Below are 19,719 nucleotides of genomic sequence, written 5' to 3' on the forward strand. Positions count from 1 at the left end.
GTCACTGCCCTGCCCGTTGATAAAAACCTAGACTGGGTTCTCTGCAAACTGCTCTCTGGCGTTCTTGCAAGGCTTCAACTGGTGGGACAAATCGTGCCTTCGTGATAAACCCGGACTTGGTCATTCGCGCCATCATGCTGTTGTGCTCTGCTATCAGCAAAATATCGTCTTGAGCCATAAAAATTGCCAAACTGCTTGATCAAGCACGATTCTCCAGCTGTCCGCGCCGATGGGATCAAGCTCATGATTGCAGCCGGACGTTTACCGCTGCATTCCCGGTCACAGCCGGAAACCCTAGCGATGACGCGTAAAAATAATCAATCCTGCGATAGGCAGATATCGGCCAAATGCGGCCGCTCGGCAGATGACAATCGCGCGTTGGCTGGCAGCCCCTGCAGCGCTGGCGATCACCAGTGAAATGATGCGAAGGATGGCCACTGGAGAGCTTTTCCTTATACGACAAGCCTATCCATACGTAGCCTATACCCCGGCATCTCCCGGGCAAGTCGGTCCATGGTGGCCATCGCTTCGCCTGAGTTAACACCTGTCGCGGCATCCCCCGTGGCTGCCTAAGCTGCCGGCGGGCACCTGGCACGGGCTACCGAAACCTATGGAACTACCGCCAAAAAACTTACGTAATTGTGGCTAAAAAAACTATGTAAATTTTTAATAGAATCTAATCTTTGCTTAGAGATAGTTTTTCTCCGCGCGTCCAGAATTCCTCCTGCAACGTCAACTGCACAGGAGATGAAGATGCGCAGACGATTGAACGAAGGAACCCCGATTCCCCTACACGCACTGACAGTCGGTATGCTGGTCCATTTGAAAGGCGCCGATTTCGGCTGCGTGTGGCGGATCACGGGATTTGAGCGGGATGAGCACGGGGAGGTTTGGCTGCGACTTCAAACCCCCATGACCTTGAAGACCTCCAGGGCACGTGCGAGCAGAGCGCGGTACATACGTGCGCAACAACCTTTCGCGCGTCGGTTTTAACTTTTCCTAGGGATGCGGATACATGACCTCCAACGCTGAATTACCGCCGAAGAGCGACGTGTATCTCGCGACCACGATCGAGAAGAAGATCGGTAGCTATAGGAAGCATATGCCTGAAACCGAAAGGCAGACCTTTGCTCGCAATTTGGGCACTCTGCTGACATCGGCAAAAAGCAGCGGCATAAAGAAGAGTGAAATTGTTGTCGCTTCAGGAGTGCCCCACTTCCCTGAGGCCCCTGCTAACAGCCTGAATGCTTACTGCATTTTGTCGGATGGTAAAAGCAAGCGGGCAGCTAAAACGAGGTTATGTGCGAGCCCAGCCCCATATCTTAAGCTTGCACTAGCTGCTGCAAACCTGATGAATATGGCTCGACACGATGCCATTCTAAAGCTCACGGAAGGCTCTAACTATTTCAGCGCTGAAGACGAAATTGATGAAAGTGCGTTCTCACCCGCTCAAGCCGTATGGGAATTGCTCAAAGCGAAGCTAGCTGTCATCGTTGAGCGCCATCAGCTCAAGCAATACTTCCGTGAAGCCTACAGCGTGTCCGCGTCCTTCGGTGAAAGTCTGTTTAATTCGGGTGTTTGGGAGCAGGACACATCCTGTTCGCCATCAACTTCATACTGGCCTTCAGTCTATTTATTTACGATAAGCCACTCCAGTGCTCGAGCCCGCTGCACTATTGTAGAAACCAAATCTGACGTAGAAGGGGTCGTTCATTCTGTCGAGTCTATATTTCTTACACTAGGCTGGAATCCGAAAGGCTGGGTCGTTGGCTACCTAGAGATTCTTCCTGGATTAGCGGTTCAGTCGTATGAGCGCGGCGATCACACGCCACTATATAACTTCCGATGCTCAGGTGAGACTTTCACTGAGGGACGAGTAAGAGGCGTTAGCTTCTCTATAGAAAATGAAGGCTCCATTAAGGTATCTGACTCCCCGGGGAATTGGCCATATCGCTTACGCTCTAGAGTCCGATTCGAATCGTTGAGCCCGCGCAATCTCGCCTCAACCCTTTTGGACAGTCAGGTGATTTATACAACAGACGCTATAGTTGTCCCAGAAATTGATACAGCTTCGGTATTGTCACCCCCTGATTCACCTTTGGCCTTATTGGAAGCTCAACTATACCGCAGACCCCCTACTTGGCCTAAACGCAGCACCCAATACTTTCTCGATAAATTAGAAGAAGAAATCATTGACATGACAAGCAGCTTTCGAGAATGGCGTAAATCTCAGAGTGACATAGCTAGAAGAGACTACTTTTCCGAGCTCGAAGCCGCAACCTTGGAGCTAAACTCATTAAAAGGCCAAAGCTAAAGATCTGGCTAGACTCTGAACGTTGGGTAATTGGATCAAGCAGCTCGGCATCACAGAGACTTGAGGCATTGGTAAGCCAAAAGCTGGCACAATAAATTAACCATCAGGAAGTCACCACGGGCAGAAAGGCATGAAGTCCATAAACTTTGAACATCTCAGAACAAATTGGCCTGCTTTGTCGGATCTTGGCGGCTTCGCTGAGACTTACGCGTACCTCGATCCCCAGAGCTCGCTAGTAAAGCTGCGCTGCTTTGTAGAGAAACTGGTTGGCTTCATCTACATCGATCTGAGGTTGCCCGCTGAGCCCAACGCAACTTTTATGGATCGACTTACCAACAGTAGCTTTACCGCAGTTGTGCCAAAGGTAATTCTCGATAAGCTCCATGCGATTCGGATTCATGGCAACAAGGCCGCGCATGAAGGGAGCGTTTCAGCGAATACCTCGGTATGGCTAGTTCAGGAAGCGTATCACCTAGCCTGTTGGCTATTCATCGCCCAAGGTGCAGGCGTTCGCGACCAATGCCCTGATTTTCAGCCCCCTCAGATTCCGACTGCGTCAGGCGCCGCAAAGGCAGGGTTCAACAAAAAGAACAAAGCACTGCAGGAACAGATCGTCGCACAAAATATTCAGCTCGAAAGTGCCTTGAAGGAACTGGTAACCGCTCAGCAATCAGAGCAGGAAGCGCTGCAACAGGCTGCCAAACTCAAGGTAGCGTTCGATAAAACCAAGGTTCAGGCTTTCACTTCCGGCAGTATCAAAGCGACTAACACCCTTGATTTTAAGGAAGCCGAAACCCGCCGTCGCCTGATAGATAGCGAACTGCGTCTCGCGGGTTGGGATGTAGGTGCCAATGGTGTAGATACCGAACAAGTTACAGTCGAACACGAGCTGGATGGCCAAGATACGGCCAGCGGTCTAGGCTACTGCGATTATGTTCTGTGGGATGACGACGGCAAGCCGCTAGCGGTGGTAGAGGCCAAGCGCGCCCGTGAAAATGCGGAGAAGGGACGCCAGCAAGGCAAACGTTATGCTGACTCGCTGGAAAAGAAGCATAACCAGCGTCCGGTTATCTTTTACACAAACGGTTATGACGTCTGGATTTGGGACGATGTGCTCGACACCGTGCCACGCAAGCTCTATGGCTACTACAGTAAAGACAGCTTGCAATATTTGATTAATCAGCGCCGTCAACGTAAGGACCTCAATAACACCCCTATCGACACCGCCATCGCCGGTCGTCTTTACCAGATGGAGGCAATCACTCGTATCAGTGAGCGTTTCAGCGAAGGTCATCGCAAGGCGCTTGTGGTTCAGGCCACAGGCACAGGTAAGACTCGCGTGTCGATTGCACTCACAAAACGCCTTCTTGATGCCGGCTGGGCAAAGCGGGTGCTGTTCCTGTGCGATCGTAAAGAGTTGCGGAAGCAGGCCAAGAATGCTTACAGCGAATTCGTCAAAGAACCTCTCTACGTGGTTGGTCGCAGTAAGAAGCAGGATCAGCATAACGCCCGTATTTACATCGCCACTTATCCCGGGATGATGGGTATTTATGAGAAATTCGATGTTGGATACTTCGATCTCATCATAGCTGATGAATCTCACCGTTCGGTCTATAACGTCTACGGCGACCTGTTCAAATACTTCGATGCCCGCCAGGTTGGTCTAACAGCCACTCCTGTAGAAATGGTCAGTCGTTCCACCTGCCGCCTTTTCGGCTGTGACTACAAAATGCCGACTGCGAGTTATCCATTGGAGCAAGCTGTGGAAGATGGCAATCTCGCGCCGTTTCGCGTGGTGACCCATACCACCCAGTTCCTACGTGAAGGAATCAAGGGTACCGCACTCAACGACGAGCAGCTCGCTGAGCTAGAGGATCAAGGCCTCGATCCGAACGAACTTGATTTCAGCGCCCCTGACATTGATAAAGCAGTGTTTAACAAGGACACCAATCGCTCCATCCTGCGGAATCTGATGGAGCGCGGATTGCGCGACATCGACGGTCAACTGCCAGGCAAGACCATTGTCTTCGCCCGTAGTATCCAGCACGCCGAATTACTTGCCACTCTTTTCAGCGAGATGTATCCCCAATACGGTGGTAATTTTTGCCGTGTGATTCATTCCAAGTACGAGCGTGCCGAAGAGCTAATTGACGATTTTAAGGGATCTGGCGAAAAACCCACCGATGAGGTCACTGTTGCAATCTCGGTGGACATGCTAGACACCGGCATCGACGTCCCAGCGGTCGTGAATCTTGTATTCGCCAAACCAATCAAATCCAAGGTGAAGTTTTGGCAAATGGTGGGACGCGGCACCCGTCTATGTGAAAATCTATATGGCCCCGGCCTGCATAAGAGCCATTTCCTGATCTTCGACCACTGGGGTAACTTCGATTATTTCGAAATGGATCCGGCCGATGACGAGGGCCGCCCGAGTAAATCCCTGTGTGAGAAGCTGTTTGACACCCGACTCGATCTAGCGGAAAACGCCTTGAAGCGCGCGGAGATGGATCTTTTCCATCACACGATCACCCTTATTAAAGAGGATATCGACGCCCTCGACGACCGCTGCATTGCTGTACGGGACAAGTGGCAGCTAAAGGCGCAGCTGGGGGATACCAAAAAGCTTCAGCAATTCACCCCTGATACCCGTAGCCTGTTACGCAACGAAATCTCCCCGCTGATGCAGTGGCGCAACATTAAAGGTCAGAGTGAAGCCTTGCACTGGGATCAACAGCTTACTGAATTACAACTGATTAACCTGACAAGCCCCTCACAGATTGATGTCGCAAAACATCCCGTATTAGACAAAGTCAGACAGCTTTCTATGCACCTCAACCCCGTGCGGGCCAAAGCAGAGGCGATCAAGTCGATCCAGAAAGATGCTTTTTGGCAGGATGTGAGTTTCCAGGAACTGGAGCAGCAGCGTCTGGCTCTCCGAGGTATTATCCACCTGCGCGATAAAAGCGGAAGCCGTCCTATCTCCAGTGAATTGCCTGTATTGGACATCAAGGAAGACACAGCTGAGCTCCAAACCTCAGACCGCCAGACGCGTATCGTCACTGTTGACTACCAGATCTTCCGCCAGCAGGTAGAGGCTACCTTGTCACCTCTATTCGATACTGATCCGGTACTGGTCAAAATCCGCAATGGTGAGCCTGTGACTGAGGCTGAACTCGCCCAGCTCAATGCCCTTGTACACGTGCAGAACCCCATGTTGGATTTGGAAACGCTGAAAGAGTTTTTTCCCGACTCTAGCGCTCCCCTCGACCAATTACTGCGTACTTTAATTGGGTTGAACGTCCACGCCATCGAAAATGCTTTTACTGAGTTCGTGCAAGCCAATCATGTCAGCCTCAACGCCCGCCAGCAGCGCTTTATCGCTCTGCTGAAGATCCATCTTTGTAAATTCGGTACCATCCGAATCGAGCAGCTGTATGACCAGCCCTTTACTACGATCCATACCGAGGGACTTGACGGCATATTTACCGAGCCGCGTCATGCCAATGCGCTCGTGGCACTGGTGGAGCGCTTCGGCATAGCGATAGGCCACCGCCGCAGTGCAACACAGCGCACCGTGCGCACCTGATTAATTATCTGTAGCTAAGAGACCCCTCGATGATCACCGGCGAACTGAAAAGTAAAATAGACAAGCTCTGGGAAGAGTTTTGGACGGGCGGCATCGCCAACCCGCTGACTGTAATCGAACAGATCACCTTCCTGATGTACGCGCGCATGCTGGATATGAACGAGCGCCGCGACGAAAAACGTACCGAACGTACAGGCAGACCTTTTAACCGTCGCTTCAAAAACTTGGAACAGGAAATGCGTTGGGAGCGCTTCCGTCATTTGCCCGCAGAGCAAATGTACAAACTAGTCAAGGACGAAGTATTTCCCCACTTTAAGGATCTGGCTGGCGAGGGCACCCTTTTTGCTGAGTTTATGAAAGATGCCCAGCTTATGATTCAAAAGCCTACCCTGCTTGTGAAAGCGGTCAACATGATCAGCGAACTCCCCCTGGATAGCTCGGATGTGAAGGGCGATTTATACGAGTATCTGCTTTCGAAGCTCACTACCGCAGGTATTAACGGTCAGTTTCGTACTCCGCGCCATATCATCCGCGCTATGGTGGAGATGCTCGATCCTGTCGCCACTGACAGAATCGCGGATCCGGCCTGCGGTACTGCTGGCTTCCTCGCGAGCAGTTATGAATACCTGCTGCAAAAATACAGCTCCCCTGAAAGCTTGATCACCGAAACGATAATCAATGATAAGGGTGAATTGGTAGAGCAAAAAATCTACAGCGGTGACCTGCTGCATGAGCACCGTAAGCATGTCGATAGCGACATGTTCCACGGCTTCGATTTTGACGCCACCATGCTGCGCATCGCCGCTATGAACCTCGTGATGCACGGTGTTGCCGAACCTGACATCCATTACCAGGACACTCTTAGCCAGCGTTTTGTCGAGCGCTTCCCTAGAGCAGCTAAAGAGAGCTTCGACGTTATTCTCGCCAACCCGCCATTCAAAGGTAGTCTTGATGAAGAGGATGTCGATCCGGCACTCCTTCGGGTGGTCAAAACAAAAAAAACCGAGCTGCTATTTGTCGCTCTTATCTTGCGTATGCTCAAAGTTGGTGGACGCAGCGCCACTATCATCCCCGACGGCGTACTATTCGGCTCTAGCAACGCGCACCAGCAGTTGCGCAAGCACCTGATCGAAGATAATCAACTTGAAGCGGTAATTAGCTTACCCAGCGGCGTATTTAAACCTTATGCTGGAGTTTCCACAGCCATTCTAATTTTCACTAAAGGTGGCGAGACAGATCATGTCTGGTTCTACGATGTACAGGCCGATGGATTTTCTTTGGATGACAAGCGCCAGCGCATCAACATAGATAATTTACCTGATCTAATTAATAGTTTTAAAACCCGTGACAAGTCACTAGCAGTGAGCGTCCAGAACGATCGCACCTCCCAGCAATTCTGGATCAGCAGGAGCGAAATTGCTGAGAACAAATACGACCTGTCTCTTAACCGTTACAGGGAGCAGATACATGTGGCCGAAGAGTACGATACACCCAAGGTGATCCTAACTAAGCTGAAGGCGTTAGAAAGCGTTATTCAGCAGGATATGGAAGAGTTGGAGGGGATGCTTTGAAATTTTCCACCGCAAAACTAGCTGATGTTGCACCTGCGAGGTCTCTAAAAAAGAAGGTCACAGACGATTCTGAACTGGTATGGCACTTAAATCTGGATCAGATTGAGCCTCAAACAGGTCGAATCCTCGATGAGATAATAGCTCCTGTTAGCGAAGCCGGAAACTCAACACAATGGTTTGATGAACGACATGTTTTGTACTCGAAGCTTAGACCGTATTTGAACAAAGTCGTTGTGCCCGAGAAACAAGGGATCGCAACTACAGAGTTAGTGCCGATGATTCCTGATCCTGATCGCTTGGATCGTAAATATTTAGCATATTACCTTCGGTCAGACAAGTTTGTAAGTTGGGTCAGCGCGCAGGTAGCAGGTGCTAAGATGCCACGGGTATCCATGAATGTACTTTGGGAACACGAAATCCCCATTCCGAGCCTTGCCGAACAACAGCGCATCGTAGCTATCTTGGATAAAGCCGACGACCTACGTTACAGGCGTCAGCAAACCATCGATCTAGCCGACCAATTCCTCCGAAGTGTATTTCTAAAAATATTCGGCGATCCGGTGAGTAATCCGAAAGGGTGGGATACATTTTGCCTAGGTGACTTGATAACTAGCGGCCCCTCCAACGGACTCTATAAACATTCGAGTGAATATGGTGAGGGTACGAGAATCCTCCGAATTGACGGATTTTACAACGGAGTACTTGAAGATCAAAACAATCTAAAGAGGGTTAGGTTGTCAAGTGGCGAAGTGGAAAAATATGCATTGTGCGACAAATCCATAGTTATTAATCGAGTCAACAGCAGAGAATACTTAGGTAAGTGCGCCTTGATTGAGGGCCTAAATGAGCCGACAGTATTTGAATCAAATATGATGAATTTCAAGGTGGATGAAAGAATAGCAATACCAAGCTTTGTAGTTGACCAGCTCTGCACGCCATACGTAAAAGGCCAAATTCTTACTTCATGCAAAGATGCCGTAAATCAGTCAAGTATTAACCAGCAGGATGTGAAATCTATAGAGCTGCGGATCCCTCCTATGGTTGTGCAAAATAAATATTTTGAAATTGTTTCAAAGAGTAGGAATTCGACTAAGACAGCTAGGAACCAACTTGTGGAGTTCCAGCGCTTGTTCGCGTCCCTTAATCAACGAGCTTTTGCTGGCCAACTATAAAGCATGAGTTATCATCTACATGGATGTCATCGTATATTCGAATCTTCTCTTAATTCCGATGATTCACCACTTTGTCAGCGCATTCATCGTCAACTGCAATCAGATTTGCAAAGGCACGCTGATGCAGCGGAGGCTCGTCTCGTTCGGCAGTCTACTTTGCAAGAAAATTTTCGGTCTCTGCTACCAATCTTGCAGCCTTACATCCGTGGCGCTTCGAATGCAAAGAGGGCGAGGGAGTTGTTTTTATATCGTTCTATAAGTAATGGTGTTGTCGGGAATTACGAAGTTAAGTGAGTTTTCATAGAGGGGTGTAAGTTACATATGCGTATTAAGAAGTTATCACTTTCTAACTTTCGTTCTTTTGGATCTGAGCAGGTTATCGATTTTTCGCCAATAACTCTGTTGTTTGGACCAAACAGTGTTGGCAAAAGTAGTGTGTTGATGGCCATTTTTTATATCCAGCAAATTTTGGAGAAGGGCCACTGCGATCCAGTTAGAATTGACGCTTTGGGGGAGCGTGATATTGGTGGGTTTGCGTCTTTGGTCAATGGTAAAGATCTCAAAAAAAGCATAACACTAAAACTTGAATGCGAGGTTGGCAATACAATAGGTAAAGAATACGAAACCTTTGCTGATTGGGTTCCTGGCTACCTCGATAAGTTGGACATGCCAAATGTTGCGGATGACACGGAAACATTCGCTATTGAGCTTGAAGTGGCTTGGTCATTCTTAATGAATAAAGCTTATGTGAAGCGTTATACAGTGGCATTGAATGGCATTTTTGCGGGGCAAATAGAGGCGGATAAAGGGCTCAAACAAGCAGCGATTACCGCATTGAACTTCACCCACCCACTACTTTTTCCTTCCAATCATGAAGATTGGGTCATTAGGAGCTTTGAAGACGGGACGTCCGTGCATCCTAGTCAGCTGTCTGAAGAGCAGAAGGCAAATGGTGATTACCTTGAAGAAGCTAGCGGTTGGCACTCGGCTTTTCACTTCGAAATAGACACAAACACTCCCTTTGTCGAAGGCTCGGTAAATATCGAGAATATCGAGCACGAATGTAAGGCCATATCGGTCAAGACTTTTTATGGTGCCATACCGCCACATGGCCACATACTTGAAACGAACATCGTGGAGCCTCTTCGTTCTGTTGAAAATACGCGCGAAGGGGACGAGTATCTTAATAAGTTAGTTTGTCATCGTGTTTTAACACAAATATTTGTATCACCTTTGGACAAAGTGCTAGAGATGCTTCGTAAAAGCGTCTGTATTGGTCCTCTTAGAACTATTCCTGGAAGCTCATTTGTTCCAAACCCTCATCCTGTGCAGTCAAGTTGGATCGACGGAACCGCAGCATGGGATTTGCTACATCGTTGTAACGCTGAGCTTAATGAGCCTGTAAATCGCTGGTTATCCGGAAAAAATGGTTTTGATAGTGGATATGCGTTGGCATCTGTAGTCAAAAAAACCTATGTAGAGGTGAAGTCCGACAAGAGCCATGATCTTGATCAGATGAAGGAGCAGTTGAATAACTCAATAAAATCAGGCAAGCCGGATTCGGATTTTGATGATATGAAATTCTCTGAAGCTGCGGTGTTGTACGATCAAAAAAAATGTATCACCCTAGCGCCCAATCAAGTTGGTTGCGGTATTTCACAAATAATTCCCGTTGTCACGGCTGCTCACTACGTCACCGATGGCTTAGTTGCGATTGAACAACCCGAGCTTCACATTCACCCAGCTTTTCAGGTTGAAGTTGGTGATCTCTTCACACAGTTGGAAGTTGATCCTGGCCGCAGGCCAACTTTTTTGATTGAGACACATAGCGAGCACTTGATGCTCAGGATACTACGACGTATTCGCGAGACTACTGATAAAGAACTTAGAAACAGTTTGCAAGAAGTAAAGCCATCGGATATCGCTGTTATCTATCTGGAAGCTCCGGATGGGGAGGTCGTTGTTCGCCGGATTGAGATTGATGAGGACGGTGAATTTATACAACGCTGGCCTAAGGGCTTTTTTGGTGAGCGTCGTAGGGAGCTAATGTAATGCTATACGAATTTGTGGTTGAACCTTGTTTACTCAATGAAGTTGCTCTATCCCGTCGAAATTACCGTCAATTCTTGGAGCTCTTTTCTCTAGGGGCTCCTCAGGTCATCAGTGATTACCCAAAATTAAAAAATATCCGAAAGCAGGTATTTAGGCTTCAGCCTGATGGAGCGCATGAATCGGAGAAACAAAGACTTGAAGAGCTTGTGCGATTTTTAAGCGAGACACCGAGGGTGAAAAGGGAGTCTGAGTATGACGGCAGTGATTGGTTGAAAAGTGTTGAAAGTGAAAATGTACGCGTCGCATTTGATCACGTGGTGAGCGCATTGAATCATGGAACTTTACCTACACTGAGATTAGAGCAGCTGTTCGATGGCGAAATCACTTACCCAAATCAGTTGCTAGTAAAGAGAGTTGCTTCTGATATGGCAGCAGCGGTTGCAAACATTCTTCGATTAGCAACGACGATTGTTTTTGTGGATCCTTATTTCAATACGCAGCCTACAAAGTGGCAGCCTTTGATTCATTTTCTTAACACCGCCTTGGCAAGAAGGCCGGGTCCTGCGCCAACACTGGAAGTGCTTTTTAGTGGTGATAAGGCAAACATGGCAACTCCTGCATTCTTGAAGGCAAAACTGATCGCTGAAGAACCAGTGTTGGTAACTCGGTGTAATGTTACATTCAAGTCAATTAGAGAGCTCGCAAATGGGGAGAAATTACACAATCGGTATGTTTTAACCGATATTGGTGGAGTTTCTTTTGGGATAGGCCTTGATGAGGGGAGCGAACACCATCGGGACGATGTCGCGCTACTAAATGAAAGAATTTATCGGCTTCGGTGGCATCAATACGCCGAAATGAATGGATTTGAGGTTGTAAGCCAAGCCTCCACTTGACTACCTTAATTTTTCTGGATACCGGAATTAACTATCCGTATAAGCATCGCATTTATCAGCCAGCCCACGGAGACGTTATTTTTTCGCAACTCAGCTCGTTGTCCAAAGCAGAAAACGGTTCGAAGGAAAACGGAGCTTCTGGCGCAGTTATTCTCTGTTAATCATCCGACCCGTTTTCAGAGTTGTTCGTCGAGCTTCACTAAATCACGCGCTGATCAAACCTCACCACCTAGGCGCTGATAGCGTCGCTCAAATGCCTCTGCGCCGCCCTCCATCACCTGGCATACCTCTTGGCGCATGTCCTGTTCCTGCAGAGAACCTGTCTGCTTCACATGGCACTGATGGTTAAAGTCCAGGACATGGATAAGTTCGGCATCTCCGTTTACCACGATGTTAGGATTGTGAGTCACGATAATTAGCTGGCGGCGCTGCTTGTTAGAGCGAATCTGCTGGACTACCAGTCCGTAGATAAGATGATTATCGAGGTCGTCCTCGGGCTGGTCGAGCACTAACGGCTCACCGCCATGTGCCAGCAAAAAGGCCAGCATTGCTGCCGCGCGCTGTCCCGCAGAAGCTTGTCCAATGGACTGGAAATCCCGACCGTTACCTTTCCGACTGTATTCCACCTGCAGACCGTCCTCAGGGAACCAGCATAGCAAGTGATCCATATACTCGGGTCTTCGATCAGTTTCAGCTTTCAAAAACTTATTGAACCACCCTCCAAATTCAGCCTTGCCACGACATGCCTGCGTCAATCGTGCCTTCAAAGTCTTCAACGATTCTTCCAAGCTTGGCGTATCGCCGAGAAGCTCGGCCACGACCATCAGATCCGCTATGAGACCCTTCGCAGACGAACCTTCCTGCTCCTGGTAAATGTCTTCTGCATACTTACCGTCTGGAACACCAAGCGCTTCGCGAAGCGATCGTTCGATTCCCTGCGAATCCCGGCCATAAGGTGTGAGCTCGATTCGCACGTAGGGATTGTCGTGAAGTGTGGCATGCAGAAACGCGCTGCGTTGAGCACTGATTGCTCGGCGCGCCGACTGAACTTCCTCCAGTTGTGACATCGCTGTTTTACGTAGCTCAGCGTGTAGCGTCTTGAGAGTGTCCAAATTCCTCAGCTCGGTTTCGAGCCGCTGTTTTTCTTGAACCAAGCGTCCATATTCGCTGGGATCTTTGACTCCCTGCTGCTGCAGATTCGCCTTAAGCTGATCGTAGGCTTCTTTGGCAATCGCGACTCGAGTAAACCAATCCGAGGATTCTAGATCCCCCTTAATGGATTGCCCAAGGGTTGCTAAATTTGAGGCGGAGTCCAAAACGTCCTGCCTCGTTTTGTCGATGACGTCTTTTAGCGTCTGCAGAAACGCTAGCGCTGGGCTGTCATTATTGGCATCAAAGAGCTGTGTATCTAAATGTTCAGGCTGTAAGCTAGCCGCGACGGTTTTTAATTGAGCGGCAAGCTCAGTTACCGCTTCAAAATGGCGCTCAAGCTCGCGGCTTTGTTGGTTGGTTCGCTGGTAATTTTTCAATACCACCGTGTGGTCAGCACCTTCGAAGCGGTCAAGCTTTCGCTGTAGGTCGTGCAATGCGAGCGTCACAGATTCAAGGCTAGATAGCCTTCCCTCCAGTTCTCGCATCCGTGCTCGAGACGCGAGAAACGCGCTTTTTGCTTCATCAAGTCCTGTTCGCTGCAGACGGATGTCAGCAGCATCATCGATGACCTTTAGCAAAGCTTGCTGACTGTCCCCAGCTAGCGCAGCGATTTGTCCCTGACTAAAGAGTCTTACCGGGAACCGCTGCTCATTAACAACCTGACTGTCCGAGGGAGTGAAATCGCAAGTAAGTACATTCCATTCTTCCACCCTGATCTCGTGATCGTCTTTGCGCCACGTGAGGCGATACGGCGAACCGCTCCGATGAATCTTTACATGTACAACCGTATCGTCAAGTAAACCGCCATTATCATTTTTGGTCTTGGCGACAGCGTTGAATTTGTTAAAGGTCTGTCCGGCCTCCGATGCCAGAGACAGTTCCTTTTCCCTTCGGTATGCCAAGCGAAGGGCATGCACGATGGTGGATTTTCCTGTACCCCGACCACCGATTAGTGCATTGAAATAGGGGTTGAGTGGCAAGCAGGCGCCCGCTTTGCCGCGCCCCATATACCGAGCATTACGAATCTCAATAGATTCTATGAAATGCTCGGGCGTATTAAAGGGTGCGAATCCATTGCTTTGGTCGTTACGGCGAACCGAAACCTCCTGCCCGTCCAGTAGCGCCAGGCGCAGTCCTTCGACAGTAGGTTTGGCCATCTTGATCCAAGTAAAGCGCGAGCCAGGAACCGCTGAGCCTTTGAAGCTATGGCAGTCACTTCCAACCACACTGGCAAAGCGAAGCTTCAGTTCTTCTAGCACTATGGGATACGAGGTGCTTCCCGCTGTCCATTCCAACGCTAGGATGCCCGGCTCCTGTAGAACCTGCTTGACGGTATTGGTATCCAGCAGACATTTGCGTGTACCCGACTCGACTTGCAGCAGCCCTTTGTCACCTTCCACATGGGCAGGAATCGCTATCCCACCTTCTGCGATAACACGTTCGATCACCTTGGCTGCACCCTCGCGTGTTACGCCATCACTGTCGCCACGGGTACCCGCATAATCCACTTTTGCGAGCAAATCACTGATAGTTTGGCTGGAAGCAGACGGATCGAAGATGGCCAGCAGATGGAAGCCGCCCTGAACGGAGATCTCTACACCAGGGAATACGTGGAGTTCGCGAAAACCATCAGGCGCGTTATCAGCATCGGCCTGACGCTTCATTTCGGCGTATGCGGCCTTGAGTCGGTCAACCCACTCGCCACTATTGTGATCAGTGACTGCCACACAATCGATTCCTGCAGCCATGTACTTGAGTAGCCATTTCTGCGGCGTCAATTCATCGGGAGTCCCAATCGCGGCTTGCCAAGCATTCGTATCCTTTGATGCCGGGGTGTGGGTGTGGAAATCGAACTTCCACCAGCGGGCGCCGACGAAGGGCCAAGCCTGATTCATATTCTCTCCTTGTTGGCCATCCTTTACCGGCTTGGAAACCAATGGCGCTGGCGTGCATTTTTAGGTGGCACCATCCCAATAATCGTATCGTTCAATCGCCTATTACGACTAGTGATGTGACGCGATTCAGTAAGCTTTGGATATGGCCGATCTTTGTAACAAAGCATGCAGGTCCAATCCGATGCGATGGGTCTTGCAAAAGACTAGTAAGCCCACCCCATCCGCCAGCGGTATCAACATAAATTCAACTGCCTGAATGCTTGGTGTGGTGCATTTTTGTAAACATCTCGGCGCGTTTCGAGCGTTTATTTCCGCTTTTCGAAACCTTGACTCTCTGAGGGTGCTATTTCCTCTCTTCTAATTGGGTTTGTTTACATATTTTGTCAGCATAATCGCATAACCCGGCGGGATGATCGTAATGCGCGTGGTGAGTGCCGCCGGCCAAGTGACAAGCCAAACCATGTTCCAGTGCCTGTTCGGCCGCCAGCAGCGAACCGCCGACCGCTCGCACCGTGCGCCGGGCCAGTGCTTCGCTCCAGGGCAAGCCGAGGCGTCGTTGATCTTCGCGGGACAATTCGCCGCCCATGTAGCGTTCGATATACGCAGGGTCATGGGCGAGGGCGAGAATCTCTGGCGGGCAGAGGTCCGGGCGCAGCAAATCAGTGTCGCGGGTCAGCCCACTGTCCACCAGGTGATCGCGCAGCAGGCGAAACTTGTCCATGGGGAAGCGGTGATCCGCCGGGAACTCGGGGCTGTAGTCTTCGTGGTAGATCAGTGGCAGGGGCATGGCGGATTTATACAGGAAGGCATGTAGGAATGAGTGAACGATCCTACCAGCGATGTAGACTTGCGGCATGGAAACGGGGGAGGAGGCACGATGGAGCCGATACTGGAACTCGAAAGCGCACGACTGTTGTTACGGCAGTGGCGTGATGAGGATTTGCCGGCGTTTGCGGCGATGTGCGCCGATCCACAAGTGATGCGTTATTTTCCGGCACCCTTGAGTCGACTGGAAAGTGCCTCGTTGATCGGGCGGATTCGCGGGCATTTTGCCGAGCATGGTTTCGGCCTCTGGGCACTGGAGCGCAAGGACACCGGGGCGTTCATCGGGTTTACCGGGCTGGGTGTGGTCGGCTTCGATGCGCCATTTACGCCGGCCATCGAAATCGGCTGGCGTCTGGCGCGCGAGCATTGGGGCCTGGGCTATGCCGGTGAAGCGGCGTGGACCGCTCTGCGCTGCGGGTTTGATCGGTTGGCGCTGCAAGAGGTCGTGGCATTCACCACCAAGACCAATCTGCCATCCGAGAAAGTCATGCAAGCGATCGGCATGCACCATGCCCCCGCCGATGACTTCGAGCACCCGCGGCTTGCAGCCGATCATCCGCTGCGCCCGCACGTGCTGTACCGCATCACCCGTGAGCAATGGCTGCAAACCTTGCATGGATAAGCAGGCGCGGACGTTTACAATGGCCCTCATGTTGAAGCGGGCCATAAACTGAATCGACCGCCGCAGCCAAGACTGCGCGGCATTGCGTTGTGTGAGGAGAGTCTGAATGAGCCAAGTGTTGGAAGATCTGGTAGACCTGCTGACCCTGGAACCGATTGAAGAAAACCTGTTCCGTGGCCGCAGCCAGGACCTGGGGTTTCGTCAGTTGTTCGGCGGTCAGGTACTCGGCCAGTCCCTGTCGGCGGCCAGTCAGACAGTCGAGCCGGCGCGCCATGTGCATTCGATGCACGGTTATTTTCTGCGCCCGGGCGATGCCAAATTGCCGGTGGTGTATCAGGTCGATCGGGTGCGCGATGGCGGCAGTTTCAGCACACGCCGGGTGACGGCGATCCAGAAGGGCAATCCGATTTTCACCTGCAGTGCCTCGTTCCAGTACGACGAAGAAGGCTTCCAGCACCAGACTGAGATGCCGCAAGTGGTCGGCCCGGAAAACTTGCCGTCGGAGCTGGAACTCACCCAACAGCGCGCGCACCTGATCCCTGAACACATGCGCGAAAAACTGCTGTGCCCGAAACCGATCGAAGTCCGGCCGGTGACCGAAAAAGACCCCTACAACCCGCAGCCTGCCGATCCTGTCAAATACGTCTGGTTCCGCGCCGACGGTGCGTTGGCTGACACCCCGGCGCTGCACAAATACCTGCTGGCCTACGCGTCGGACTTCGGTCTGCTGACCACCTCGATGCTGCCCCACGGCAAATCGGTCTGGCAGAAAGACATGCAGGTCGCCAGCCTCGATCACGCCTTGTGGTTCCATGCCGACCTGCGCGCCGATGACTGGTTGCTGTACGCCATGGACAGCCCGTGGGCCGGCAACTCGCGCGGATTCTCCCGGGGCAGCGTGTTCAACCGTGCCGGGCAACTGGTAGCTTCGGTCACTCAGGAAGGCTTGATTCGTCATCGCAAGGATTGGGCATGAGCCTGGCTGAGGTGCGGCACTGGGTGTTCGACATGGACGGCACCCTGACGGTGGCGGTGCATGACTTCGCGGCGATTCGCGTGGCGTTGGCGATTCCCGCCGAACACGACATCCTGACCCACCTCGCTGCGCTGCCGGCCGATGAAGCAGCGGCCAAACACGCGTGGCTGCTGGAGCACGAGCGGGATCTGGCGTTGGGTTCGAAACCGGCGCCGGGCGCGGTGGAACTGGTGCGTGAGTTGGCCGGGCGCGGTTATCGCCTGGGCATTCTCACGCGCAATGCTCGTGAGCTGGCGCATGTCACGCTAGAGGCTATCGGCCTGGCCGACTGCTTTGCGGAAGAGGATGTACTGGGCCGCGATGAAGCACCGCCCAAGCCGCATCCTGGTGGGTTGCTGAAACTGGCCGAAGCCTGGAAGGTGCCGGCGAGCGAAATGGTGATGGTTGGTGATTACCGCTTCGATCTGGATTGCGGCCGGGCGGCGGGAACGCGGACGGTGTTGGTGAATCTGCCGGATAATCCTTGGCCGGAATTGGCTGATTGGCATGCTGCCGATTGCGTGGTGTTACGAGAAATGTTGTTGGCTTGAAGGCCCCATCGCGAGCAGGCTCGCTCCCACATTTTGATTTGCATCCGACGCAGATCCACTGTGGGAGCGAGCCTGCTCGCGATGGCGTCAGATCAGACACCGCAAAACTCACTGTCCGAACAACACCTTCTGCCCCTCAGGCGAGGTAAACATCCCATCCCCATTGTGCCCGACCCCAGGCACTTCAATGAGCTGCTGACTCAACCCTTGCGGATGGCGCCGTTTCAGATAATTGAAATAGTTGCGCCCACGAATCAATCGAGAAGCACCCTGGGCTTTGGCCTCGCAACTTTTATCCAGCGCCGGATGATTCGGGTCGACGTCCTGCTGCCCGAGTAAGTAAACGATGTCACGTTTGACATAGTTTTCTTCAAGTTGCGCAGGTGTTTGCCCATCGGCATAGGCGGGAAGATCGGCCAGCCCGTACTTCCAGCGATTGAAATTCGGACACCCCGCGTGACTGAACGCCACTGGCCGTTGCTCATTGAAGTAGGCATACGACGAAGGATTGGCGATCACATAGCGCACTTTCACGCCCTCCGCGTCGAGGGCTGGCTGAGGGTGACCCAGCAAGGCATAACGCTGAACCACCTGAGCGCCGCCGGAGTGACCGGCGATGACGATTTGCTTCACGTCCGGAAACTGTCGCCGATCACCCAAGCGAGCGATGATTTCGTCGAGCGCCGCATAGGCGCTCAGCGTAAACGGCGCGGTGGATAAACCGCCGGCCATCCAGTCATTGCCTTGCCAGCGTAAAACGCTGTCAGGTACCGCATGGCTCGCGACGTCGGTTTCGTTGAGAAACTGCGGGGCGAGTACCAAGGTGTTCGCGCTTTGCCCGGCCTGCTCGGTAGCGCGTTCGGCGCTTTGGCGATAGGTTTCAGCATCGCGTAATCGACCATGGACGATGATCACCACACGTTCGATTTTTTCCGGTGTCGGGCCCATGCTCACCGCGATTTCCCCGGCGCTCAACAGCAAGCGCCCGGAACTGATCGCCTTGACCCCTTGCTCGGCAGCCTGGGTGCTTGCGCAGGTGATTAACAGAACCAGCAGCCACTTACGCATCACAGATTCTTCGCGGCAAAGGTGTCGCACTGGCTGACCTGGCCCTGTGCGAATCCGGCCTTGAACCAGCGCACTCGCTGGGCCGAAGTGCCGTGGGTGAAGGAATCCGGCACCACGCGGCCCTGACCTTGCTGTTGCAAGCGATCGTCGCCGATGGCGTTGGCGGCGTTCAAGGCTTCTTCGATGTCACCGGGTTCCAGCCAGTTCAGACGTTTTTGCGCATTGTTGGCCCAGACGCCGGCCAGACAATCGGCCTGCAGTTCCTGACGCACCAGCAAACCATTGTCGCCTTCCATCTGCCGGCCCTGTTGGCGAGCGGTCTGGATTTTCGCTGAAACGCCGAGCAGGGTCTGCACGTGGTGTCCGATTTCGTGAGCGATTACGTAGGCCTGGGCGAAGTCGCCAGCGGCGGAAAAGCGCTGGGACATCTCCTGAAAGAAACTCATGTCCAAGTAGACCTTCTGGTCAGCCGGGCAATAGAAGGGACCGGTTGCTGAAGTCGCCAGGCCGCAGGCCGAGTTGACGCGGTTGCTGAACAGCACCAGGGTCGGGTCTTTATATTGCCGATCGGCCTGCTGGAAAATCTGGCGCCAGGTGTCTTCGGTATCGCCGAGGATCGAGCGCACGAATTCGGCCCCTTCATCATTGGCCGGTGGCGCCTTGCGGGTTTGGGTGGGGGCCGGGGCTGACTGTTCGCTCATTTGTCCGGTCAGTTGGCCGAGGATCTGCAGCGGGTCCTGGCCGGTGATCCAGCCAATCCCGACGATCAACAGGATTGCCGTCAGGCTCAGGCCCTTGCCTCCACCGAAGCGCATTCCACCGCCCCCACCACCGACATCATCGCCACGGGCATCGACCACGTTGTCGCTGCGTCGGCCTTTTTTCCAAAGCATGGGGGATCCTCTTTTTTACCTGATGAAGGCGCATGGTGATGAGTGTTGCCGGTGAGTAGGTATGGCGCCAGTCCGGTCGTCTGACAGCCCTTGGCGTCAGGGGTTCT

At 52.0% G+C, this 19,719-nt stretch carries 12 protein-coding genes and 1 pseudogene; 9 read left to right on the forward strand and 4 right to left on the reverse strand.

The genetic code is table 11. The features are described from left to right. Positions 1–1,015: 1,015 nt before the first annotated feature. The 6 genes from ACZ9IM_RS22420 to ACZ9IM_RS22445 all read left to right on the forward strand — a co-directional run bounded on the left by ACZ9IM_RS22420 (position 1,016) and on the right by ACZ9IM_RS22445 (position 11,591). Complete coding sequence (locus tag ACZ9IM_RS22420; protein WP_476224992.1) at positions 1,016–2,314, forward strand: hypothetical protein; 1,299 nt, start codon at positions 1,016–1,018, stop codon at positions 2,312–2,314. A 130-nt stretch (positions 2,315–2,444) separates the two neighbouring features. After that, a complete protein-coding gene (locus ACZ9IM_RS22425; RefSeq protein WP_476224993.1) occupies positions 2,445–5,900 on the forward strand; it encodes a DEAD/DEAH box helicase family protein in 3,456 nt (1,151 codons plus the stop codon). A 29-nt stretch (positions 5,901–5,929) separates the two neighbouring features. After that, positions 5,930–7,471 (forward strand): type I restriction-modification system subunit M, encoded by a 1,542-nt coding sequence (locus ACZ9IM_RS22430; protein WP_476224994.1) that lies wholly within the window; start codon positions 5,930–5,932, stop codon positions 7,469–7,471. Further along, entirely contained in the window at positions 7,468–8,643 is a 1,176-nt protein-coding gene (locus tag ACZ9IM_RS22435) for a restriction endonuclease subunit S (protein ID WP_476224995.1), read from the forward strand. Before ACZ9IM_RS22430 ends, ACZ9IM_RS22435 begins: the two co-directional genes overlap by 4 nt. Positions 8,644–8,964: 321 nt before the next feature. Then, positions 8,965–10,695: a DUF3696 domain-containing protein gene (locus ACZ9IM_RS22440; RefSeq protein WP_476224996.1), complete on the forward strand. Its 1,731-nt coding sequence runs from the start codon at positions 8,965–8,967 to the stop codon at positions 10,693–10,695. After that, positions 10,695–11,591 (forward strand): hypothetical protein, encoded by an 897-nt coding sequence (locus ACZ9IM_RS22445; protein WP_476224997.1) that lies wholly within the window; start codon positions 10,695–10,697, stop codon positions 11,589–11,591. Before ACZ9IM_RS22440 ends, ACZ9IM_RS22445 begins: the two co-directional genes overlap by 1 nt. Before the next feature lie 215 nt (positions 11,592–11,806). Here ACZ9IM_RS22445 and ACZ9IM_RS22450 read toward each other — a convergent pair whose 3' ends face one another. Both ACZ9IM_RS22450 and ACZ9IM_RS22455 read right to left on the reverse strand, forming a co-directional pair. After that, positions 11,807–14,638 (reverse strand): TrlF family AAA-like ATPase, encoded by a 2,832-nt coding sequence (locus tag ACZ9IM_RS22450; RefSeq protein WP_476224998.1) that lies wholly within the window; start codon positions 14,636–14,638, stop codon positions 11,807–11,809. Positions 14,639–15,020: 382 nt separating this feature from the next. Then, positions 15,021–15,425, reverse strand: a pseudogene (locus ACZ9IM_RS22455) (arginase family protein); the annotation flags it as partial. Between the two features lie 90 nt (positions 15,426–15,515). Between ACZ9IM_RS22455 and ACZ9IM_RS22460 the strand changes: the two are divergent. The 3 genes from ACZ9IM_RS22460 to ACZ9IM_RS22470 all read left to right on the forward strand — a co-directional run bounded on the left by ACZ9IM_RS22460 (position 15,516) and on the right by ACZ9IM_RS22470 (position 17,651). Then, entirely contained in the window at positions 15,516–16,085 is a 570-nt protein-coding gene (locus ACZ9IM_RS22460; RefSeq protein WP_123498613.1) for a GNAT family N-acetyltransferase, read from the forward strand. A gap of 106 nt (positions 16,086–16,191) precedes the next feature. Next, complete coding sequence (gene tesB, locus ACZ9IM_RS22465; protein ID WP_038981425.1) at positions 16,192–17,061, forward strand: acyl-CoA thioesterase II; 870 nt, start codon at positions 16,192–16,194, stop codon at positions 17,059–17,061. Further along, positions 17,058–17,651 carry an HAD family hydrolase gene (locus tag ACZ9IM_RS22470; protein WP_427626760.1) on the forward strand — a complete coding sequence of 198 codons (594 nt, stop codon included), beginning with the start codon at positions 17,058–17,060 and terminating at the stop codon, positions 17,649–17,651. The genes tesB and ACZ9IM_RS22470 overlap by 4 nt, the downstream gene beginning before the upstream one ends. Before the next feature lie 108 nt (positions 17,652–17,759). On the opposite strand, the gene ACZ9IM_RS22475 is transcribed toward ACZ9IM_RS22470, so the two are convergent. Both ACZ9IM_RS22475 and ypfJ read right to left on the reverse strand, forming a co-directional pair. Next, positions 17,760–18,719: an alpha/beta fold hydrolase gene (locus ACZ9IM_RS22475; protein ID WP_427626762.1), complete on the reverse strand. Its 960-nt coding sequence runs from the start codon at positions 18,717–18,719 to the stop codon at positions 17,760–17,762. Beyond that, positions 18,719–19,612, reverse strand: a complete 894-nt coding sequence (gene ypfJ / locus ACZ9IM_RS22480; RefSeq protein WP_063342447.1) for a KPN_02809 family neutral zinc metallopeptidase — start codon at positions 19,610–19,612, stop codon at positions 18,719–18,721. Before ypfJ ends, ACZ9IM_RS22475 begins: the two co-directional genes overlap by 1 nt. Positions 19,613–19,719: the final 107 nt, after the last annotated feature.

The organism is Pseudomonas sp. TE12508 (assembly GCF_056279485.1).

Bases quoted from the DNA above. Each gene is read 5' to 3' on its own strand.
- ACZ9IM_RS22420 (WP_476224992.1), top strand. From the start codon at position 1,016: ATGACCTCCAACGCTGAATTACCGCCGAAGAGCGACGTGTATCTCGCG.
- ACZ9IM_RS22425 (WP_476224993.1), top strand. From the start codon at position 2,445: ATGAAGTCCATAAACTTTGAACATCTCAGAACAAATTGGCCTGCTTTG.
- ACZ9IM_RS22430 (WP_476224994.1), top strand. From the start codon at position 5,930: ATGATCACCGGCGAACTGAAAAGTAAAATAGACAAGCTCTGGGAAGAG.
- ACZ9IM_RS22440 (WP_476224996.1), top strand. From the start codon at position 8,965: ATGCGTATTAAGAAGTTATCACTTTCTAACTTTCGTTCTTTTGGATCT.
- ACZ9IM_RS22445 (WP_476224997.1), top strand. From the start codon at position 10,695: ATGCTATACGAATTTGTGGTTGAACCTTGTTTACTCAATGAAGTTGCT.
- ACZ9IM_RS22450 (WP_476224998.1), bottom strand. From the start codon at position 14,638: ATGAATCAGGCTTGGCCCTTCGTCGGCGCCCGCTGGTGGAAGTTCGAT.
- ACZ9IM_RS22460 (WP_123498613.1), top strand. From the start codon at position 15,516: ATGGAGCCGATACTGGAACTCGAAAGCGCACGACTGTTGTTACGGCAG.
- tesB (WP_038981425.1), top strand. From the start codon at position 16,192: ATGAGCCAAGTGTTGGAAGATCTGGTAGACCTGCTGACCCTGGAACCG.
- ACZ9IM_RS22470 (WP_427626760.1), top strand. From the start codon at position 17,058: ATGAGCCTGGCTGAGGTGCGGCACTGGGTGTTCGACATGGACGGCACC.
- ACZ9IM_RS22475 (WP_427626762.1), bottom strand. From the start codon at position 18,719: ATGCGTAAGTGGCTGCTGGTTCTGTTAATCACCTGCGCAAGCACCCAG.
- ypfJ (WP_063342447.1), bottom strand. From the start codon at position 19,612: ATGCTTTGGAAAAAAGGCCGACGCAGCGACAACGTGGTCGATGCCCGT.